The sequence below is a fragment of the Stenotrophomonas sp. 17(2023) genome (assembly GCF_030345315.1).
Classification (GTDB): Bacteria; Pseudomonadota; Gammaproteobacteria; order Xanthomonadales; family Xanthomonadaceae; genus Stenotrophomonas; species Stenotrophomonas acidaminiphila.
This window is the reverse complement of sequence record NZ_CP128405.1, coordinates 1,060,014-1,078,454: the sequence shown is the minus strand read 5'-3', so window position 1 is coordinate 1,078,454 and position 18,441 is coordinate 1,060,014. Positions and strand designations below refer to the sequence as shown.

The 18,441-nt window shown below is 69.4% G+C and carries 14 protein-coding genes; 11 read left to right on the top strand and 3 right to left on the bottom strand.

Annotated features, from left to right (window positions below):
* Positions 1 to 58: 58 nt before the first annotated feature.
* Positions 59 to 2,449, top strand: a complete 2,391-nt coding sequence (locus QQA12_RS04790) for a TonB-dependent receptor (RefSeq protein ID WP_226050171.1) — start codon at positions 59 to 61, stop codon at positions 2,447 to 2,449.
* Between the two features lie 153 nt (positions 2,450 to 2,602).
* A complete protein-coding gene (ybaL, locus tag QQA12_RS04785; RefSeq protein ID WP_226050172.1) occupies positions 2,603 to 4,300 on the top strand; it encodes a YbaL family putative K(+) efflux transporter in 1,698 nt (565 codons plus the stop codon).
* Positions 4,301 to 4,323: 23 nt separating this feature from the next.
* Here ybaL and QQA12_RS04780 read toward each other — a convergent pair whose 3' ends face one another.
* Positions 4,324 to 5,229, bottom strand: a complete 906-nt coding sequence (locus QQA12_RS04780) for a LysR family transcriptional regulator (protein WP_226050173.1) — start codon at positions 5,227 to 5,229, stop codon at positions 4,324 to 4,326.
* Between the two features lie 122 nt (positions 5,230 to 5,351).
* Between QQA12_RS04780 and QQA12_RS04775 the strand changes: the two genes are divergently transcribed.
* The gene (locus tag QQA12_RS04775) at positions 5,352 to 6,002 is read left to right on the top strand and encodes an NAD(P)-dependent oxidoreductase (RefSeq protein ID WP_054663863.1); all 651 of its coding nucleotides are present in this window, start codon (positions 5,352 to 5,354) and stop codon (positions 6,000 to 6,002) included.
* 90 nt (positions 6,003 to 6,092) lie between these two features.
* Here QQA12_RS04775 and QQA12_RS04770 read toward each other — a convergent pair whose 3' ends face one another.
* Positions 6,093 to 7,379 (bottom strand): aminotransferase class I/II-fold pyridoxal phosphate-dependent enzyme, encoded by a 1,287-nt coding sequence (locus QQA12_RS04770; protein WP_226050174.1) that lies wholly within the window; start codon positions 7,377 to 7,379, stop codon positions 6,093 to 6,095.
* 154 nt (positions 7,380 to 7,533) lie between these two features.
* Positions 7,534 to 10,119: an ATP-dependent chaperone ClpB gene (gene clpB / locus QQA12_RS04765; RefSeq protein ID WP_226050283.1), complete on the bottom strand. Its 2,586-nt coding sequence runs from the start codon at positions 10,117 to 10,119 to the stop codon at positions 7,534 to 7,536.
* A gap of 387 nt (positions 10,120 to 10,506) precedes the next feature.
* Between clpB and QQA12_RS04760 the strand changes: the two genes are divergently transcribed.
* From QQA12_RS04760 to QQA12_RS04725, 8 genes are all read left to right on the top strand, one after another.
* Positions 10,507 to 11,001, top strand: a complete 495-nt coding sequence (locus QQA12_RS04760) for a sigma-70 family RNA polymerase sigma factor (protein WP_226050175.1) — start codon at positions 10,507 to 10,509, stop codon at positions 10,999 to 11,001.
* Positions 10,991 to 11,992: a FecR family protein gene (locus QQA12_RS04755; RefSeq protein WP_226050176.1), complete on the top strand. Its 1,002-nt coding sequence runs from the start codon at positions 10,991 to 10,993 to the stop codon at positions 11,990 to 11,992. Before QQA12_RS04760 ends, QQA12_RS04755 begins: the two co-directional genes overlap by 11 nt.
* A 119-nt stretch (positions 11,993 to 12,111) precedes the next feature.
* On the top strand, positions 12,112 to 14,916 hold the full coding sequence (locus QQA12_RS04750) for a TonB-dependent receptor plug domain-containing protein (protein WP_226050177.1): 2,805 nt from the start codon (positions 12,112 to 12,114) through the stop codon (positions 14,914 to 14,916).
* 16 nt (positions 14,917 to 14,932) lie between these two features.
* Entirely contained in the window at positions 14,933 to 15,232 is a 300-nt protein-coding gene (locus QQA12_RS04745; protein ID WP_226050178.1) for a hypothetical protein, read from the top strand.
* 5 nt (positions 15,233 to 15,237) lie between these two features.
* Positions 15,238 to 16,410: a cytochrome c peroxidase gene (locus QQA12_RS04740; protein ID WP_226050179.1), complete on the top strand. Its 1,173-nt coding sequence runs from the start codon at positions 15,238 to 15,240 to the stop codon at positions 16,408 to 16,410.
* Between the two features lie 53 nt (positions 16,411 to 16,463).
* Positions 16,464 to 16,793 carry a hypothetical protein gene (locus tag QQA12_RS04735; protein ID WP_226050180.1) on the top strand — a complete coding sequence of 110 codons (330 nt, stop codon included), beginning with the start codon at positions 16,464 to 16,466 and terminating at the stop codon, positions 16,791 to 16,793.
* Between the two features lie 16 nt (positions 16,794 to 16,809).
* A complete protein-coding gene (locus QQA12_RS04730; RefSeq protein ID WP_226050181.1) occupies positions 16,810 to 17,658 on the top strand; it encodes a DUF692 domain-containing protein in 849 nt (282 codons plus the stop codon).
* Positions 17,655 to 18,416, top strand: coding sequence for a putative DNA-binding domain-containing protein (locus tag QQA12_RS04725; RefSeq protein ID WP_226050182.1), 762 nt, complete (start codon positions 17,655 to 17,657; stop codon positions 18,414 to 18,416). Before QQA12_RS04730 ends, QQA12_RS04725 begins: the two co-directional genes overlap by 4 nt.
* The last annotated feature ends 25 nt before the right edge of the window (positions 18,417 to 18,441 follow it).

Here is an 18,441-nt window from a genome sequence, read left to right as displayed (position 1 = left end):
TCGTGACGGACATCCTGTCGCCGCCGGTGCCGCTCATTCATACCGGAGCTGCAATCTGATGAACCGCAAGTCCAGTACGCTCGCCGTTGCCGTCGCCATCGCCCTCGGCCTCCCGGTTGCCCCTGCCTTCGCCCAGTCCGGCGCCCAGACGCTCGACACCGTGATCGTCACCGGTACCCGCGTGGCCGACCGCACGGTGGCCGAATCGCAGTCGCCCATCGACATCATCACCCCCGAGGTCCTGCAGGCCACCGGCTCGACCGAGCTGGCCACCGCGCTGTCGCGCGCCCTGCCCTCGCTCAACTTCCCGCGCCCGGCACTGACCGACGGCACCAGCGGCGTGCGCCCGGCGCAGCTGCGCGGGCTGTCGCCGGACCAGGTGCTGATCCTGATCAACGGCAAGCGCCGGCACCTGTCCGGCCAGCTCAACGTCAACGGCAGCATGGGCCGCGGTTCCTCGGCCGTGGACCTGAACACCATCCCGGTGGCGGCGATCGAACGCGTGGAAGTGCTGCGCGACGGCGCCTCGGCCCAGTACGGCTCGGACGCCATCGCCGGCGTGGTCAACATCGTGCTCAAGGGCGCCGGCAAGGGCGGCAGCCTGGCGCTGGACCTGGGCCAGTATTCGGCCGGTGACGGCAGGCAGTACCAGCTCTCCGGCGATACCGGCGTCAGCTTCGCCGACGGTCGCGGCACGGTGCATTTCGCCGGCCAGCTCTCGCACCAGGACCGCACCAACCGCGCCGGCCCGTTCAACGCCTACGGCCTGCCAGGCAACCCGACCCCGAACACCGGCAACTGGCCGGGCGTGGGCGTGAAGGCGTTCGTGGTCGGCGACCCGGAAGTCGATACCCGCGCGGTGTCGGCCAATGCCGGCTTCGATTTCAGCGACAACCTGCATGGCTACGCCACCGCCATCGCCAGCAACCGCGACATCACCTCGTTCGCGTTCTACCGTTCGCGCAACAACAACGCCGCGACCAAGCTGCTCTACCCCGACGGTTTCGTGCCGGAGATCAACCAGTACCTGAAGGACCGTTCGCTGGTCGCCGGCCTGAAGGGCAGCACCGAAGGCGGCTTCAACTGGGACGTGAGCTACAACTACGGCTACAGCCGCATCGACTTCGCCACGCGCAACACCATGAACTACGCGCTGGGCGCCAACAGCCCCACCAGCTTCCGCGACGGCGCGCTGGAGTACACCCACAACATCGTCAATGCCGATTTCTCGCAGGCGCTGGACTGGGGCCTGGCCTACCCGGTGACGCTGTCCTTCGGCGCCGAGTACCGCCAGGAGAAGTGGAACCAGTCGCCGGGCGAGCCGAACTCCTATTTCGGCAGCGGCGCGCAGGGCTTCGGCGGCTTCACCCCGATCAACGCGGTGCACGCCGACCGCCACAACTACGCCCTCTATGCCGGCCTCGAGGCCGACCTGACCGACAAGCTGTCGACCGGCGCCACCGTGCGCTACGAGGACTACTCGGACTTCGGCAGCAAGACCTCGGGCAAGCTCTCGGCCCGCTATGCGTTCACCGACACGGTGGCGCTGCGCGCCACCGTCTCCAACGGCTTCCGCGCGCCGTCGCTGGCCCAGCAGAGCTACCAGGTCATCACCAGCAACTACTCCAACGGCGTGTTCGTCGAGTCGGGCACCTTCCCGGCCACCAGCGTCGTGGCGAAGGCGCTGGGTTCCAAGCCGCTGCAGGCGGAAACCTCCACCTCCTACAGCCTGGGCCTGGTGCTGCAGCCGGCCGAGCGCCTGTACCTGACCATCGATGCGTTCCAGATCGACATCGACGACCGCATCCTGCTGTCGTCCACCATCAACACCAATCCGGCGACCAACGCGCTGCTGACCTCGCTGGGGATCAACAACGTCACCGCCTTCCGCTACTTCAACAACGCCGCCGACACCCGCACCCGCGGCGTGGACGTGGTCGGCAGCTACAACATCCCGCTGGCCGCCAGCGCCCTGGACCTGACCGCCAGCTACAGCTACAACAAGACCGAGGTGAAGCGGCTGGCGCCGTCGCCGGGCGTGCTGACCGGCCTGGGCCTGACCACGCCGCTGGTGGCGCGCGACGAGATCGGCCGCCTGGAAGACGCCTTCCCGCGCGACAAGGCCATCGTCGGCGGCACCTGGACCCTGGACCGCTGGGTGCTGGGCCTGAACGCCACCCGCTACGGCCGGTTCACCGTGCGCCAGACCAACCCGGCGTTCGACCAGAGCTACGACCCGCAGTGGGTGATGGACGTGTCGGCCAGCTTCAAGCCGAGCGCGCAGTGGACGCTGACCGTGGGTGCGGACAACGTGCTCGATTCGCACCCGGACAAGGTCAACCCCGCGTTCACCAGCGTCAACGCCTGGGGCCAGATGCCCTACAGCAACTATGCGCCGGCCGGTTTCAACGGCGCCTACGTCTACGGCCGCATCGGCTACAAATGGTAAGCGGCGCCTGACGCAGCGGATGTTCCGCGCAATGCCCCGGGAAACCGGGGCATTGTTTTTTGCGTGCGCCACGTCCGCATCCGGCGCGGTGTTTCCTTGTCTGCGGCGGACGCGCCCGTAGAATCGTCACATCCCCCACCCCTGCGAGTTCCGATGCACCATGACACCGCCCTGATCAACATGATCGCCATCGGCCTGGGCCTGGCCTTCGTGCTTGGCGCCCTGGCCAACCGGCTGCGGCTGTCGCCGCTGGTGGGCTATCTGGTCGCGGGGGTGGTGGTCGGGCCGTTCACGCCGGGCTTCGTCGCCGACCAGGCGCTGGCCAACCAGTTGGCCGAGATCGGCGTGATGCTGCTGATGTTCGGCGTCGGCCTGCATTTCTCGCTCAAGGACCTGATGGCGGTGAAGGCCATCGCCATTCCCGGGGCCATCGGCCAGATCGCGGTGGCCACGGTGCTGGGCTGGGGGGTGGCCACGCTGATGGGCTGGCCGCCGCTGCACGGGGTGATCTTCGGCTTCTCGCTGGCCACCGCCTCGACCGTGGTGCTGCTGCGGGCGATGGAGGAACGCCGCCTGCTGGAGACCACCCGCGGCAAGATCGCGGTCGGCTGGCTGATCGTCGAGGACCTGGCCTGCGTACTGGCGCTGGTGATGATGCCGGTGATCGCCGGCGTGTTCGGCCCGGAGGCCCAGGGCCGCAGCCACAGCCTCGGCAGCGTGCTGGCGTCGATCGGCTGGACCTTCGTGCAGCTGGGCCTGTTCGTGGCGGTGATGCTGCTGGTCGGGCGCCGGGTGATCCCGTGGATCCTGGAGCGCATCGCCGGCACCGGTTCGCGCGAACTGTTCACCCTGGCGGTGCTGGCCATCGCCCTGGGCGTGGCGTTCGGCGCGGCCGCGCTGTTCGGGGTGTCGTTCGCGCTGGGCGCGTTCTTCGCCGGCATGATGCTCAACGAGTCGGAGCTGAGCCACAAGGCGGCGCACGATTCGCTGCCGCTGCGCGATGCGTTCGCGGTGCTGTTCTTCGTCTCGGTGGGCATGCTGTTCGACCCGATGATCGTGGTCGAGCACCCGTGGCAGGTGCTGGCCACGGTGGCGATCATCATGTTCGGCAAGTCGGCTGCGGCGTTCTTCATCGTGCGCGCCTTCGGCCATTCCAAGGCCACGGCGCTGACCATTTCCGCGTCGCTGGCGCAGATCGGCGAATTCGCCTTCATCATCGCCGGGCTCGGCGTGGCGCTGAAGATCCTGCCCGGCACCGGGCAGTCGCTGGTGCTGGCCGGCGCGCTGGTGTCGATCATGCTCAACCCGCTGGTGTTCGGCCTGCTCGACCGCTGGCAGGCGCGGCACAAGGAAACCCTGCCGGTGCCGGAAGCGCCGGACATCCCGCCCGGACCGTCGCTGGACCTGCACGACCACGCCATCGTCATCGGCTACGGCCGGGTCGGCAGCACCCTCGCGCAGGTGCTGCGCGATCGCGGCGTGCCGGTGCTGGTGATCGACGACAACCGCGACCATGTCGAGCGCGCGCACGCCGCCGGCATCCCCGGCGTCCGCGGCAGCGCCGCCGCCGACCTGGTGCTGGCCGAGGCCCATCCCGAACGCGCCAGCATCGCCATCCTCGCCATCCCGCAGCCGCTGGAAGCCGGCGAAGCGCTGGCCAAGCTGCGCGCGATCAACCCCAACCTGACCCTGCTGGCGCGCGCGCACAGCGATGCCGAGGTCAAGCACCTGCTCGAGCACGGTGCCGACGGCACGGTGCTGGCCGAGCGCGAACTGGCGCACTCGCTGGCGGAAATGGTCATGGCCACGCCGCCGTACCGCGCGCTGCGGGCAGGCACCGCCGCCGGCTGAGGGGGCCGCGATGCCGGGGCTGCTCAGGCCCCGCTGTCGCCAACGCCGGGTATGCCCGCCAGGTAGCGGCCGAGCAGCTCGATCGCCTGGCGCACCTTGGCCGGCTGGGTCTGCCGGTGCGGCGTCACCGCCCACACCGGCAGCGCCGGGACGTCCCATTCGGGCAGCAGCCGGACCAGCCGGCCATCGGCCAGCAGCGGCATGACGTCCAGGCAGGTCAGTACCGCCACGCCCAGTCCCGACACGCACAGCTGGCGCACTGCCGGCTGGTTGTGGCTGACCAGGCGCGGATGCGCCGGCACCCGCCGCTCCTGCCCCGAGGCGCGGTGCCGCCACGCCAGCCCCGGAACCTGCGCCAGCCCCAGCCATTCGCCGGCCGGCACCTGCAGCGGATCGGCCGGCGGGCCATGCCGCCGCAACCAGTCCGGCGCGGCGCAGGGCCAACGTTGCAGGGTCCCCAGGTGCTGCGCCATCCAGTCGCTGTCGGGCAACTGGCCGAAGCGCAGCGCTAGGTCGATCCGGGCCTGCACCAGGTCGGTCCAGCCATCCTCGAAATGCAGGTGCAGGCGCAGCTGCGGGTTGTCGCGCAGCCACGCCCCCAGTGCCGGCCCGACATGGTCGGCCATGCCCAGCGGTGCGGACAGGCGCAGTTCGCCGCTGGGCGCGTGGCGGGCCGCCGACAGCTCGGCCGCGGCCTCGCCGGCGGCATCCAGCAGGCGCGCGCAGGCCGCGTAGTAGCGGCTGCCGACGTCGGTCAGCGACAGCTGCCGGGTCGAGCGGTGCAGCAGCGCGACGCCAGCCTCCTGCTCCAGCGCGCGCACCTGCTGGCTGATCGCCGAGGTACTCATGCCCAGCGCCCGCGCCGCGGCGCTCATGGAGCCGTGCTGGACCACCTGCGCGAACAGCGCCATGCGCCTGAGATTCTCCATCGCCCCTCCTGCCGCCGTGCCATCGTGAAGCGTGGCTTCAAGGTGATTGTGGCCCCGGGAGACTGCCGCCGCCACCATGCGGGGAGGACACTGTGGACCTCCCATCCACACGAGGAATCGCCATGAAAGTCGCCCTGATCGGTGCCACCGGCTTCGTCGGCCGCGCCCTGCTCGAAGAACTGCTGTCGCGCGGCCACGAGGTCACCGCGCTGGCCCGCCACCCGGACAAGCTCGCCGCGCGCGAACGCCTGCGCGTGGTCCGCGCCGACGTGAGCGATGCCGCACAGGTACAGGCCGCGGTGGCCGGCAACGACGCGGTGCTCAGCGCCTACAACGCCGGCTGGGGCAACCCGGACATCTACCACGACTTCATGCAGGGCTCGCGGGCGATCGTCGCCGGCACCCGCGCCGCCGGGGTGAAGCGTTACCTGGTGGTGGGCGGCGCCGGCAGCCTGTACACCGCCGACGGCGTGCAGCTGGTGGATACGCCGTCGTTCCCGCCGGCGTTCCATGACGGTGCCCGCGCCGCGCGCGACGCGCTGGAAGACCTGAAGGGCGAATCGACCCTGGACTGGACCTTCCTCAGCCCGCCGGTGGCCTTCCACGACGGCGGCCCGACCGAACGCACCGGCCGCTACCGCACCGGCAGCGACACGCCGCTGATGGCCGCCGACGGCCCCGGCACCATCAGCCCGGCCGACCTGGCCGTGGCCCTGGTCGACGAGCTGGAACAGCCGCGGCACCTGCGCCAGCGCTTCACCATCGCCTGGTAAGGCCGCCTGCGCGATGCACGGCGGCGGGTGGCGCAGCGGACGCGCGCCACCCGCGCCCGGGGAGCGCGGGGGCCCGTTGAACTCCCGCGCTCAGGCCTGCGCCAGCGCCTGTTCCAGGTCGGCCAGCAGGTCGTCGATGTGTTCGATGCCGACCGACAGGCGCACCGTGTCCAGCGTCACCCCGGCCTTCTCCAGCTCGGCCGCATCGAGCTGGCGATGGGTGGTGGAGGCCGGGTGCGTGGCCAGCGACTTGGCGTCGCCCAGGTTGACCAGCCGGGTGAACAGCTGCAGTGCGTCGAGGAAGCGCGCCCCGGCCTCGCGGCCGCCGGGCAGGCCGAAGGTCAGCACCCCCGAGCCGTGCCCGCGCAGGTACTTGCGCACCAGCGCATGCTCGGGGTGGTCGGGCAGCGCCGCGTAGTTCACCCACGCCACCTTCGGGTGCTGCTGCAGGAAGGACGCGACCGCCAGCGTGTTGCTGTTGATCCGGTCCATGCGCAGCGCCAGGGTCTCGATGCCCTGCAGGATCTGGAAGGCGTTGAACGGCGAGATCGCCGCGCCGGTGTTGCGCAGCGGCACCACGCGTGCGCGGCCGATGTAGGCTGCCGGCCCCAGCGCCTCGGTGTAGACCACCCCGTGGTAACTCACGTCCGGCGTGTTGAGCCGCGGGAAGCGCTGGCTGTGTTCGGCCCAGGGGAAGCGGCCGGAATCGACGATCGCTCCGCCCAGGCTGGTGCCATGCCCGCCCAGGTACTTGGTCAGCGAATGCACGACGATGTCGGCACCGAAGTCGAACGGGCGCAACAGGTAGGGCGTGGCCACGGTGTTGTCGACGATCACCGGCACGCCATGCGCGTGCGCGATCGCGGCGATGGCCTCGATGTCGGTGATGTTGCCGCGCGGGTTGCCGATGGACTCGACGAACACCGCCTTGGTGCGCTCATCGATCAGCGCCGCGAACGCCTGCGGATCGCGGTAGTCGGCGAAGCGGGTCTGGATGCCGAACTGCGGCAGCGTATGCGCGAACAGGTTGTAGGTGCCGCCATACAGCGCGCTGGAGGCCAGGATGTTGTCGCCGGCCTCGGCGATGGTCTGGATCGCGTAGGTGATGGCCGCCTGCCCGGATGCCAGTGCCAGCGCGCCGACGCCACCTTCGAGCGCGGCGATGCGCTGCTCCAGCACGTCGGTGGTGGGGTTCATGATGCGGGTGTAGATGTTGCCCTGGACCTTCAGGTCGAACAGGTCGGCGCCGTGCTGGGTGTCGTCGAAGGCATAGGCCACGGTCTGGTAGATCGGCACCGCCACCGCACGGGTGGTCGGGTCGGGACGGTAGCCGCCATGCACGGCGATGGTTTCGGGCTTCCAGTTCGGCGTGGACATCACAGGCTCGATGCGGGGGGTGGCCCATGACCATAGCCGAGCCGATGCCGGCCATGGCCGCTGGTTGCAACGGTTACTGCTGATCCGTGGTGATCAGCCGATAATCCGCAGGCATGAGTGGACACCCCGCGTACGGAGTGTCCACCGGGCGCGATCAACCCTTGGCGAAACGCAGCTGGCCGCCAGCGGCCTCAACGTGGATGGTGTCGCCGCTGGCGAACTCGCCGCCGAGGATCCTCGACGCCAGCGGGTTTTCGAGCTGCTGCTGGATCGCGCGCTTGAGCGGACGCGCGCCATACACCGGGTCGAAGCCGACGTTGCCCAGCAGGTCGAACGCCGAATCGGCCACGTCCAGCTTCAGCCCGCGCTCGCCCAGCCGCTTCTCCAGGCCGCGCATCTGGATCCGCGCGATCTGCTTGATCTGCTGCTTGTCCAGCGGGTGGAACACCACGATGTCGTCCAGCCGGTTGATGAACTCCGGGCGGAAATGCGCCTGCACCACACCCATCACCGCCGCCTTCATCTGGATGTAGGCCTCCGGCGAGTCGTCGCCGCTCATCTCCTGGATCTGGTGCGAGCCGAGGTTGCTGGTCATCACGATGACGGTGTTGCGGAAGTCCACGGTGCGGCCCTGGCCATCGGTCAGGCGGCCGTCGTCGAGCACCTGCAGCAGGATGTTGAACACATCCGGGTGCGCCTTCTCCACCTCGTCCAGCAGGATCACGCTGTACGGGCGGCGGCGCACCGCCTCGGTGAGATAGCCGCCTTCCTCGTAGCCGACGTAGCCCGGGGGCGCACCGATCAGGCGCGCCACGCTGTGCTTCTCCATGAACTCGCTCATGTCGATACGCACCATCGCGTCGGACGAATCGAACAGGAAATCGGCCAGCGCCTTGGTCAGCTCGGTCTTGCCCACGCCGGTGGGGCCCAGGAACAGGAACGAGCCGCTGGGACGGTTCGGGTCGGACAGGCCGGCACGCGAACGGCGCACCGCATCGGACACCACGCGGATCGCCTCTTCCTGGCCGACCACGCGGGTGTGCAGCACCTGCTCCATGCGCAGCAGCTTGTCGCGCTCGCCTTCGAGCATCTTGCTGACCGGGATGCCGGTCCAGCGCGCGACCACCTCGGCGATCTCCTCGTCGGTCACCCGGTCCTGCACCAGCTTGAAATCCTTGCGCTCGACTTCCTGCGCCGCCGCCAGCTGCTTTTCCAGGTTGGGCAGCAGGCCGTACTGGATCTCGCTCATGCGCGCGAAATCCTGGCGGCGCTGCGCCGCCTCCAGCTCCAGCCGGGCCTGCTCGATCTGTTCCTTGATCCGGGTCGTGCCCTGCAGCGCGGCCTTCTCCGACTTCCAGATCTCGTTGAGGTCGGAGAACTCGCGCTCCAGCCCGTCGATGTCCGCCTCCAGGTCGGCCAGGCGCTTCTGCGATGCCTCGTCCTTCTCCTTCTTCAGCATTTCGCGCTGGATCTTGAGCTGGATCAGGCGGCGCTCGAGGCGGTCCAGTTCCTCGGGCTTGGAGTCGATCTCCATGCGGATGCGCGAGGCGGCCTCGTCCATCAGGTCGATGGCCTTGTCCGGCAGCTGGCGGTCGGTGATGTAACGGTTGGACAGCGTGGCCGCGGCGACGATGGCCGGGTCGGTGATCTCCACGCCGTGGTGCACGGCGTACTTTTCCTTGAGCCCGCGCAGGATGGCGATGGTGTCCTCTACCGAAGGCTCGCCGACGAACACCTTCTGGAAGCGGCGCTCCAGCGCGGCGTCCTTCTCGATGTACTGGCGGTATTCGTCCAGCGTGGTCGCACCGATGCAGTGCAGCTCGCCGCGCGCCAGTGCCGGCTTGAGCATGTTGCCCGCGTCCATCGCACCGTCGGCCTTGCCGGCGCCGACCATGGTGTGCAGTTCGTCGATGAACAGGATGATCTGGCCCTCGTTCTTGGCCAGGTCGTTGAGCACGCCCTTGAGCCGCTCCTCGAACTCGCCGCGGAACTTGGCGCCGGCGATCAGCGCGCCCATGTCCAGCGACAGCACGCGCTTGCCGCGCAAGCCCTCGGGCACCTCGTCGTTGACGATGCGCTGGGCCAGGCCCTCGACGATGGCGGTCTTGCCCACGCCGGGTTCGCCGATCAGCACCGGGTTGTTCTTGGTCCGGCGCTGCAGCACCTGGATGGTGCGGCGGATCTCCTCGTCGCGGCCGATCACCGGGTCGAGCTTGCCGCTCTCGGCGCGCGCAGTCAGGTCGATGGTGTACTTTTCCAGCGCCTGGCGCTGCTCCTCGGCGTTCTCGCTCTGCACGGTCTCGCCGCCGCGCAGCTTGTCGATCGCCGCTTCCAGCTTCTTCCTGTCGGCACCGGCCGCGCGCAGCGCCATGCCGGCCGCACCGCCGTCGTCGGTGGCGGCCAGCAGGAACCACTCGCTGGCGATGAACTGGTCGTTGTGCTGCTGGGCCAGCTTGTCGGTGGCGTTGAGCAGGCGGCTGAGGTCGTTGCCCGTGGACAGGTTGCCGGCCTGGCCGGAGACCCTGGGCAGCGCGTCCAGCGCCTCGCCCAGGCGCTCGCGCAACAGCGGCACGTTGACCCCGGCCTGGGCCAGCAGCGGCCGGCTGCTGCCACCGGCCTGGTCGAGCAGCGCGGCCAGCACATGCACCGGCTCGATGATGTTGTGGTCGCGGCCCACGGCCAGCGACTGCGCATCGGCCAGGGCTTTCTGGAAGTTGGAGGTGAGCTTGTCCATCCGCATGGTGGTCATCCCGAATCAGGGGCCGGCGTCGCCGGCGATACTCGTTCAGATGCGGTTGCGGCGGTGTGATTCAAGCCCGCCACCGGCTGCCATTCAGCCGCAATCATCCCGTCCTTCCAGTATCGGACACGGCAGGTGCGACGCCTTTGATCCCGCGCAATCACCTAGCCCCTCCGCAAGCTTCACCCATGCCGCCAAGGCCCCGTCCCCGCACACCCTGCCGCAGTGGAAATCCCTCCGGCGATCGCACCCGTCAGCGGCCCAAGCTGGTCAAGCAGCGGCAGCATCGCCATAATTGATAACGATTCTCAATTGTTATTGACCAACGGATCAGGCCACGCCGCCGGAAGGTGAACAGGCGCCCCAGTCCCACTTCCCGTGACCCTCATGGTGGCCCAATCCGAAACCCTCGTCACGCTCTATCGTGACCATCACGCATGGCTCCGCGGCTGGCTCGCCGGCCGGCTCGGCTGTCGCGAAGTCGCGGCCGACCTCGCGCAGGATACGTTCGCGCGGCTGATGGCCGGGCGCGACCTGCAGGGCGTGCTGGAGCCGCGCGCCTACCTGACCACCGTCGCCAAGGGCCTGATGGCCAACTGGTGCCGCCGCCAATCGCTGGAGCGCGCCTATCTGGAAAGCCTGGCGGCACTGCCCGAACCAAGCATGCCCTCGGCCGAGCATCAGGCGCTGGTCCGCGAGGCCCTGCACCTGATCGACGCCATGCTCGACAGCCTGCCCGGCGATGCCCGCCAGGTGTTCCTGCTGGCGCAGTTCGAAGGCATCGGCTACGAGGAAATCGCCCGCCGGCTCGGCATCTCCCTGAGTACGGTCAAGCGCCACATGAAGCGCGCCCTCGTCGGCTGCCTGTCCCATGTGCCCTGACACGCCGCACCGGGAAGACCCGCTGGTACCGGCCGCGCTGGAGCAGGCAGCGCTGGAGCAGGCCGCCGAGTGGATGCTGCGCCTGCATGACGGGGCCGGCAGCGAGGCCGACCGTCTGGCCTGCGAGCGCTGGCGCTGCGCATCGCCCGCCAACGCCCGCGCCTGGGCCCGGGTGGAGCGCCTGCAGGACCTTTTCGGCCAGGTACCGCCTGCCATTGCCCTGCCGGTGCTGGGCCGCCCGGCCAACGCGGGGCGACGCAATGCGATCAAGCACCTGGCGCTGCTGTCGAGCGCCGCCCCCGGCGGCTGGCTGGGCTGGCAACTGTGGCAGCGCGGCGACTGGAGCGCCGACCAGCGCACCGCCACCGGCGAGCGCCGCCAGCTGCGCCTGCCCGATGGCAGCCGGGTCGAACTGGACACCGCCACCGCGCTGGACCTGCGTTTTGACGCCAGCGCGCGCGGCGTGCGCCTGCGCGAAGGCAGGATCCTGGTGGAAGCCGCCGCCGATCCGCTCTCGCCGCCGCGCCCGTTCCGGGTACGCACCGCCTTCGGCAGCCTGCAGGCACAGGCAACCCGTTTCGAAGTCCGCGCCCTCGGCGACCGCCACCGGGTCATGGTGCTGGAAGGGGCCGTCCGCCTGGGCTTCGGCCTGCCCACCGTGGCAACCCGGATGGTCAATGCCGGGCAACTGGCATGGTTCGACGCCCATGGCTGCAGCGCTTCGCTCGACGCCGACCCTGCGCAGGCGGCCTGGGTCGGCGGCATGCTCGCGGCCGACCGCATGCCGCTGGGCGAGCTGCTCGGGGAACTGGCGCGCTACCGCAGCGGCCGCCTGCGCTGCGACCCCGAGGTGGCTGCACTGGCCGTTTCCGGCGCATTTCCGCTCGACGACATCGAGCGCAGCCTGGCGATGCTCGAAGCCATCTACCCGCTCGCCGTGCGCCGGGGCGCAGGCGGCTGGTGGATCACGGTAGGCCCGCGCGGGGCTTGAACCCTGCCCCTTCCACGCCGCATCCGGCGATGGCCAGCGCGTCGGATGCGAAACGCCTGACACTTTCTGCGGTCTCGCGTGGCAGGCATCAGGTACCCCCTTCATCTCGAACATTCCCCATGCACCGACTGCCCTCCCCGCTCCGCGTCAGCCTGCTCGCGGCCGCCCTCGCAGCAACCCCGCTGTCACCCTTCGTCCCCGCAGCCGCCGCCCGGTCCGGGACGAACGCCGAGCTGCCGGCCGGTCCGCTCGGCCGCTCGCTGGCCGCCTTCGCCAGCCAGCGCGGCATCGCCCTGGCCTACCAACCGGCGCTGACCACGGGCCTGCAGGCACCCGCACTGCGTGGCCCGGTCGGCGACCGTGAAGGACTGGAACGCCTGCTGGCGGGCTCCGGCCTGCGCCTGATCGCCCTGTCCGACGGCAGCTACACGCTGGAGAGGGCACCGGCCGGCAACGGCACGATCGCGCTGGCACCGCTGCGCATCGGCGCGCAGCGCGCCTTCCCCTATTCGGAAGGTGCCGTGCTGGACCAGGCCTACATCCAGGACACCAACAAGGGCAACGGCGACCTCGCCACCCTGCTGCGCATCAACCCGGCGGTGCAGTCCGGCGAAACCGCGCGCAGCTCGCGCAACGGCGGCGAAATCCGCCCGGCCGACATCAGCATCAACGGCGCGCCGTTCTACCAGAACGCGTTCCTGCTCGACGGCGTCAGCGTCAACAATGACATCGACCCGGCCAACGCCTTCACCTCCGTCGCCGACGTCAACAACATCAACGACGTACCCAGCCAGTCGCAGGGCATCGCCATCGACACCGACATGCTGGAAAGCGTGACCGTCTATGACAGCAACGTGCCCGCCAGCTTCGGCAACTTCACCGGCGGCGTGGTCGATGCACAGACGCGCAAGGCCGGCGACGCACTCCACGGCAAGGTCTGGTTGCGCATGGCGCGCTCGGCCTGGGACGAGGTCATCATTCCGCGCGGCCAGGAAACCACCTGGGACCAGTCGGCCACCTTCGCCTACCAGCCCAGCTACGACAAGTACAAGTTCGGGGTGCGCCTGGAAGGCCGCACCGCTGCCGGCATCGGCATGGTCGGAACGCTCACCCGCACGCGTTCGGACATTCCGCTGCGCGGTTACAGCGCAGGCAACGCCAGCACGACCGATGCCAACAGCAAGACCCAGACCCGCGAAAACACCGCCGCCACCCTCAATGTGGACTGGAGCAACGGCGAAGGGCTGACGCTGGGCGCGAACCTGGTCCATGCGCCCACCGACGACCGCTACTTCATCATGAACGCCAGGGACGCCTGGTTCGACATAAAGCAGGGCGGCCCCGTGCTCAGCCTGCGCGCCAACCTGGACCGCGCCGCGTGGTCGTTCAACAACACGCTCAGCTACAGCGACCTGGAAAGCTCGCGCCGCAGCCAGGTGGACTACTGGAAGGCCTGGGCCAGATCCGACGCCCACGACTGGGGCGTGAACAACAGCAGCTTCGAGGGCAGCTGGGGCAACATCGACCAGCACGACCGTAAAACCGGATACCGGTTCGAGGCCAACCGCGCGGCCTTCGACTGGGGCGCCAGCCGCCACACGCTGCAGTTCGGCGCGTCCTACCAGCAGCGCAAGGCCGACTACGAGCGCCTGAACGACCACTTCAGCTACCTGCAGCCCTACGCCACCACCCGTTGCGCCCTCAGCAACGGCAGCGTGGACAGCGACGGCTGCTCGCTGTCTCCGGTGCAGGCCTCCACCGGCACGGTCGCCGCCCCCATCCTGGTGGCCGGCCAGGGCCAGTACTTCCGCCGCCTGACCACCTACCACGCCGGCAGGTTCAGCGTCAGCGGCAACGAATGGGCCGGCTGGGTGCAGGACGACATCCGCATGGGCAACTGGAGCGTGCGTCCCGGCCTGCGCGTGGAGGACGACAACATCTGGAACCGGACCACGCTGTCGCCGCGCCTGGCCACGTCATGGGACATCCTCGGCAATCGCGAATCGGTGCTGACCGCCGGCGTCAACCGCTACTACGGGCGCAATTTCTTCAGCTACCTGCTGCGCGAAGGCCGCGAACGCCTGACCGAGATCAAGCTGCGCACCAGCAGCAGCACCTCGTGGGACAGCGTGACCGGAACCCTGGCGACCTCGACCAACCGCATCTCCGAGGTGGACATCCCGCACACCGACGAATGGACCCTCGGCTTCGACCAGCACTGGAAGGGCTGGGACGTCAGCCTGAAATACGTCAACCGCGACAACAAGGACGAAGTGCTGCGCCAATCGGTGCGCAGCGGCGACGCCAGCGGCTACTACTCCACCAGCGTCTACCAGTACGTCAACAAGGGCCGCAGCCGGAGCAGCATCCACACCTTGAGCGCCGCCCCGGCGCAGACGCTGGACTGGGGCCGCAGCCATACCAGACTGCAGTTTGCCTTCGACTACACCGACACCAAACGCAACTACACCGACTACCAGACCAGCTGGAGCGATGCCAGCGACGAGCGGGTCCTGTACAAGGGCGAGGCGGTGTGGCTGTACGACCTGCCGGCCAGGGACTTTGCGCGCAAATGGACTGCTCGCCTGTCCACCCAGACCCGCCTGCCGCTGGGGCACGGCGAATTGCTGTGGAGCAATTTCCTGCGCTACCGCGCCGGCTTCCGCGACATCGTCAGGGACGGCAGCGGCGACTACAACGGCGAGAGCCTGGACGCCTACGTCGACCGCGACTACCCGCGCGCCTTCACCTTCGACAGCACCTTCGAATACACCCTGGAGCTGCCACGCGAGCAGCAGGCCTATGCCCGCGTCGAAGTCGCCAACATCCTGAACCGCGCCAACAAGATCAGCGGCACCACCTCCAGCTCGATGTACTACGAGGCCGGCCGCAGCTTCTGGCTGGAACTGGGTTACAGGTTCTGACCGGGAGATGCAGACGATGAGCACGCCTGCCGCGTTGCATGTCCGACCGGCCCGCATCACCGATGCGCGGATGTGGGCAGCGTTGGCGATGGTGGCATTGCAGATCGTGCTGCTGCCCCCGCCGGGCGTGTCCATTGGCACTACGCATGCCCGCAACGTGTTGGCCGGCGGCAGCCTGTGGTCGGCTGCCGCCGGCCTTCTCCCCGGGCGGGTGCCGCTTCCCTTCGCAGACCGTATCCGCTGGCCACTGCGCCAGCCGCTGATTCCAGTCTGGCCGGTGGCGGCACGCCCCTCCATGATCGCCACCGGGTTCTGACTCGAATGCCACGCATCCTCTCTCCATCACGCCTGCTGCCCGCAGTCCTGCTGTTGTGCTCGGTGGGCGGCCTGTACGTCGCCCACGCGCAAACCGGCGCCAATGCGCCGGACGCCGCACCCACGCTGGAGCAATGCCGCCAGCGCATCGCACCGAGCGCGCCAAGCATCGATTTCGATTGCCTGCGCCGCGTCTATGCCCTGCCGGTCGCGCAATGGCCCGCGCCCCACATCGACGAGGGCGTGCAATGGCAGGAGCTGGCGCCGCTGCCGAAACACCCTCCCGAGCCGGCCGACAATCCGGGTACCCCGGAAAAAATCGCACTGGGCAGGAGGCTGTTCGAGGATCCACGCCTGTCGCGCTCCGGGCAGATCGCCTGCGCCAGCTGCCACGACCGCCAGTTGGGCTGGGGCGATGGCCGCAAGGTGTCCTTCGGCCACGACCGCCAGGCCGGCAAGCGCAACGCGATGAGCGTGGCGATGGCCGCGTATGCGCATCCCCTGTTCTGGGACGGACGCGCCGCCACGCTGGAAGAACAGGCCGCGTTTCCGATCCAGGATTCCCGGGAAATGGCCTTCACCACCCGGGAACTGGAGCAGCGCCTGAACCGCAGCAAGGATTACCCGGCCGAATTCGCCCGCGTGTTCGGCAGCCGCAGGATCAGCGTGCGCGAAGTAGGCCAGGCCATCGCCGCCTATGAGCGCACGCTGGTGCCACGCAACAACCGCTTCGACCGTTTCCTCGAAGGCAACCGCACCCTGCTCGGCGACCAGCAGCTGTGGGGCCTGCACCTGTTCCGCACCCATGCGCGCTGCATGAACTGCCACAGCGGCCCGGCCCTGACCAACAACGGCTTCCACAACCTCGGCCTGCACTTCTACGGCCGTCCGCAACAGGACCTGGGCCGCTACGAAATCACCGGCGACCCCGCCGACAGCGGCAAATTCCGCACCCCTTCGCTGCGCAACGTAAGCAGTACCGGGCCGTGGATGCATACGGGCGGATTCACCCAGATGCGCGGTATCGTCAACATGTACAACGTCGGCATGCCGCGCCCGCAACCGAAGCCGGGCCAGGCCGACGACCCGTTGTTTCCGCAGCCGGACCCGCTGCTGAAAGTGCTGGACCTGCACAAGACCGAGCTGGAAGCCATCACCGAATTCCTGCAAAGCCTGTAGCCTGCCTTCGCAATTCCCTCATTCTTGCGGCCCGGCCGCACCCGGAGACTCCCATGCCTGACGACACCTCGACCTCCCGCATCCTCCGCTCGGCCCTGACCGGCAGCCTCGCACTGGCCGGCTCCACCTTCGCCGTGCAGGCGATGGCCGGCGGCTACGCACAGGATGCAGCCGCCAGCCCGCAAGCCGCCCCGGCCGTGGCGAAGAAGGCCCAGGAAGGCAAGTGCGGCGAAGGCAAGTGCGGGGCCCACGCACCCGCTACCCCCGCCACTCCTGCGGCCGCTCCGGCTCCTGCCCCTGCTGCCAACGCCAAGCCCAAGCCCAAGCCGCAGCAGGCACAGCCCGTCACGGATGCGGATGCCTCGCCACGCGCCGGGCGCTGACGTTACGGCCTTCGGCATGCCGGCCCCCGCCTCCTCCCTGCCTGCCGCATCGGCCGGACTCGGCCTGCGGCGGGACCTGCTGGCGGAGCTGGCCGCAGCGCCCGGTGGCGCCTTCGATTTCCTCGAATGCGCGCCCGACAACTGGGTCGGCATCGGTGGCCCACCGGGCGAGGCACTGGCCGCGCTGGCCGCCCGTCATCCGCTGACCTGCCACGGCCTGTCGCTGTCGCTGGGCGGGCCGGAACCGCTGGACCGGGAGTTCCTCGCCCGCACCCGTGCCTTCCTCGACCGCCACCGCGTACACCACTACAGCGAGCACCTGAGCTACTGCACCGACGAAGGCCACCTGTACGACCTGCTGCCGCTGCCCTTCACCGAAGCGGCGGTGCGCCACGTGGCCGCACGCATCGGCCAGGCCCAGGACCTGCTGGGGCGGCGCATCGCCGTGGAGAACATCGCCTACTACGCCGCCCCTTGGCGCGACATGGACGAGGCCGATTTCATCAATGCGGTGCTCGATGCAGCCGACTGCGACCTGCTGCTGGACGTCAACAACGTGCAGGTCAACGCCGTCAATCACGGCTATGACGCCGCCGGTTTCATCGCGCGCATGCCCTCCCGGCGGGTCGCGGGCTACCACGTCGCCGGGCATCTGGATGTCGCGCCGGATCTGAAGGTAGACACCCACGGCAGCGCGGTGAGCGAGCCGGTCTGGGGGTTGCTGGCGCTGGCCTTCGACCTCCACGGCGTACACCCCACCCTGCTGGAGCGCGACTTTGGTTTTCCGCCGCTGCCCGAGCTGCTGGACGAAGTGGCGCACATCCGCCGCATCCAGGCCGCCGCCACACCCGGACGGCCGCGATGAACCAGGACACGTTGCGCCGGCAGCAGTTGCAGTTCGCCCACCATCTCCGCGACCCGGACCATGCGCCGCCACCGCCCGGCATCGAGGCGCGCCGGCTGGCGCTGTACCGCGAGCTGGTCCTCGGCAACCTGCAACGCATGCTGGACGCCGCCTTCCCCGTCTGCCGGACCCTGCTCGGGGAAAACGCATGGCAGGCCCGGGTACGCCACTTCCATGCCCGGCACCGCTGCCAGAGCCCGCTGTTCGCCCGCATCCCGTCCGAATTCGTCACCTACCTGCAGACCCCGCAAGCCGAAGCACCGGCCTGGCTGGTCGAACTGGCGCACTACGAAACAGTCGAACTGACCCTGCAGACCGCCGACGACCCGGCGCCGGCGCACCTCGCGGAGGGGGACCTGCAGACCGGCACCCCCGTGCTGTCGCCCTGGCTGCGCGCGCTGGCCTACCGCTGGCCGGTGCATCGCCTCGGCGGAGACCGGCTGCCCGAGGACACGCCCCCGGCCATGCCGACACTGCTGCTGGTGTGGCGTGCGCCAACCGGCGAGGTGTGTTTCGCCGAGCTCAGCCCGGCCAGTTTCCGCCTGCTGGAATGGCTGGCACAGCCACGACCGCCGAGCGCGGCCGAAGCACTTGCCCGGTTGGCCGGTGAAACCGCCGCGCCCGATCCCGCCGCATTCATGGCAACCGGGTACGACCTGCTGCGGCACTGGCGGCAGCAAGGCGTCGTTCTCGGCATCCGGCACGACCAGGCAGATTGACCGGCGCGGGTTTCGGCGCCGCGGG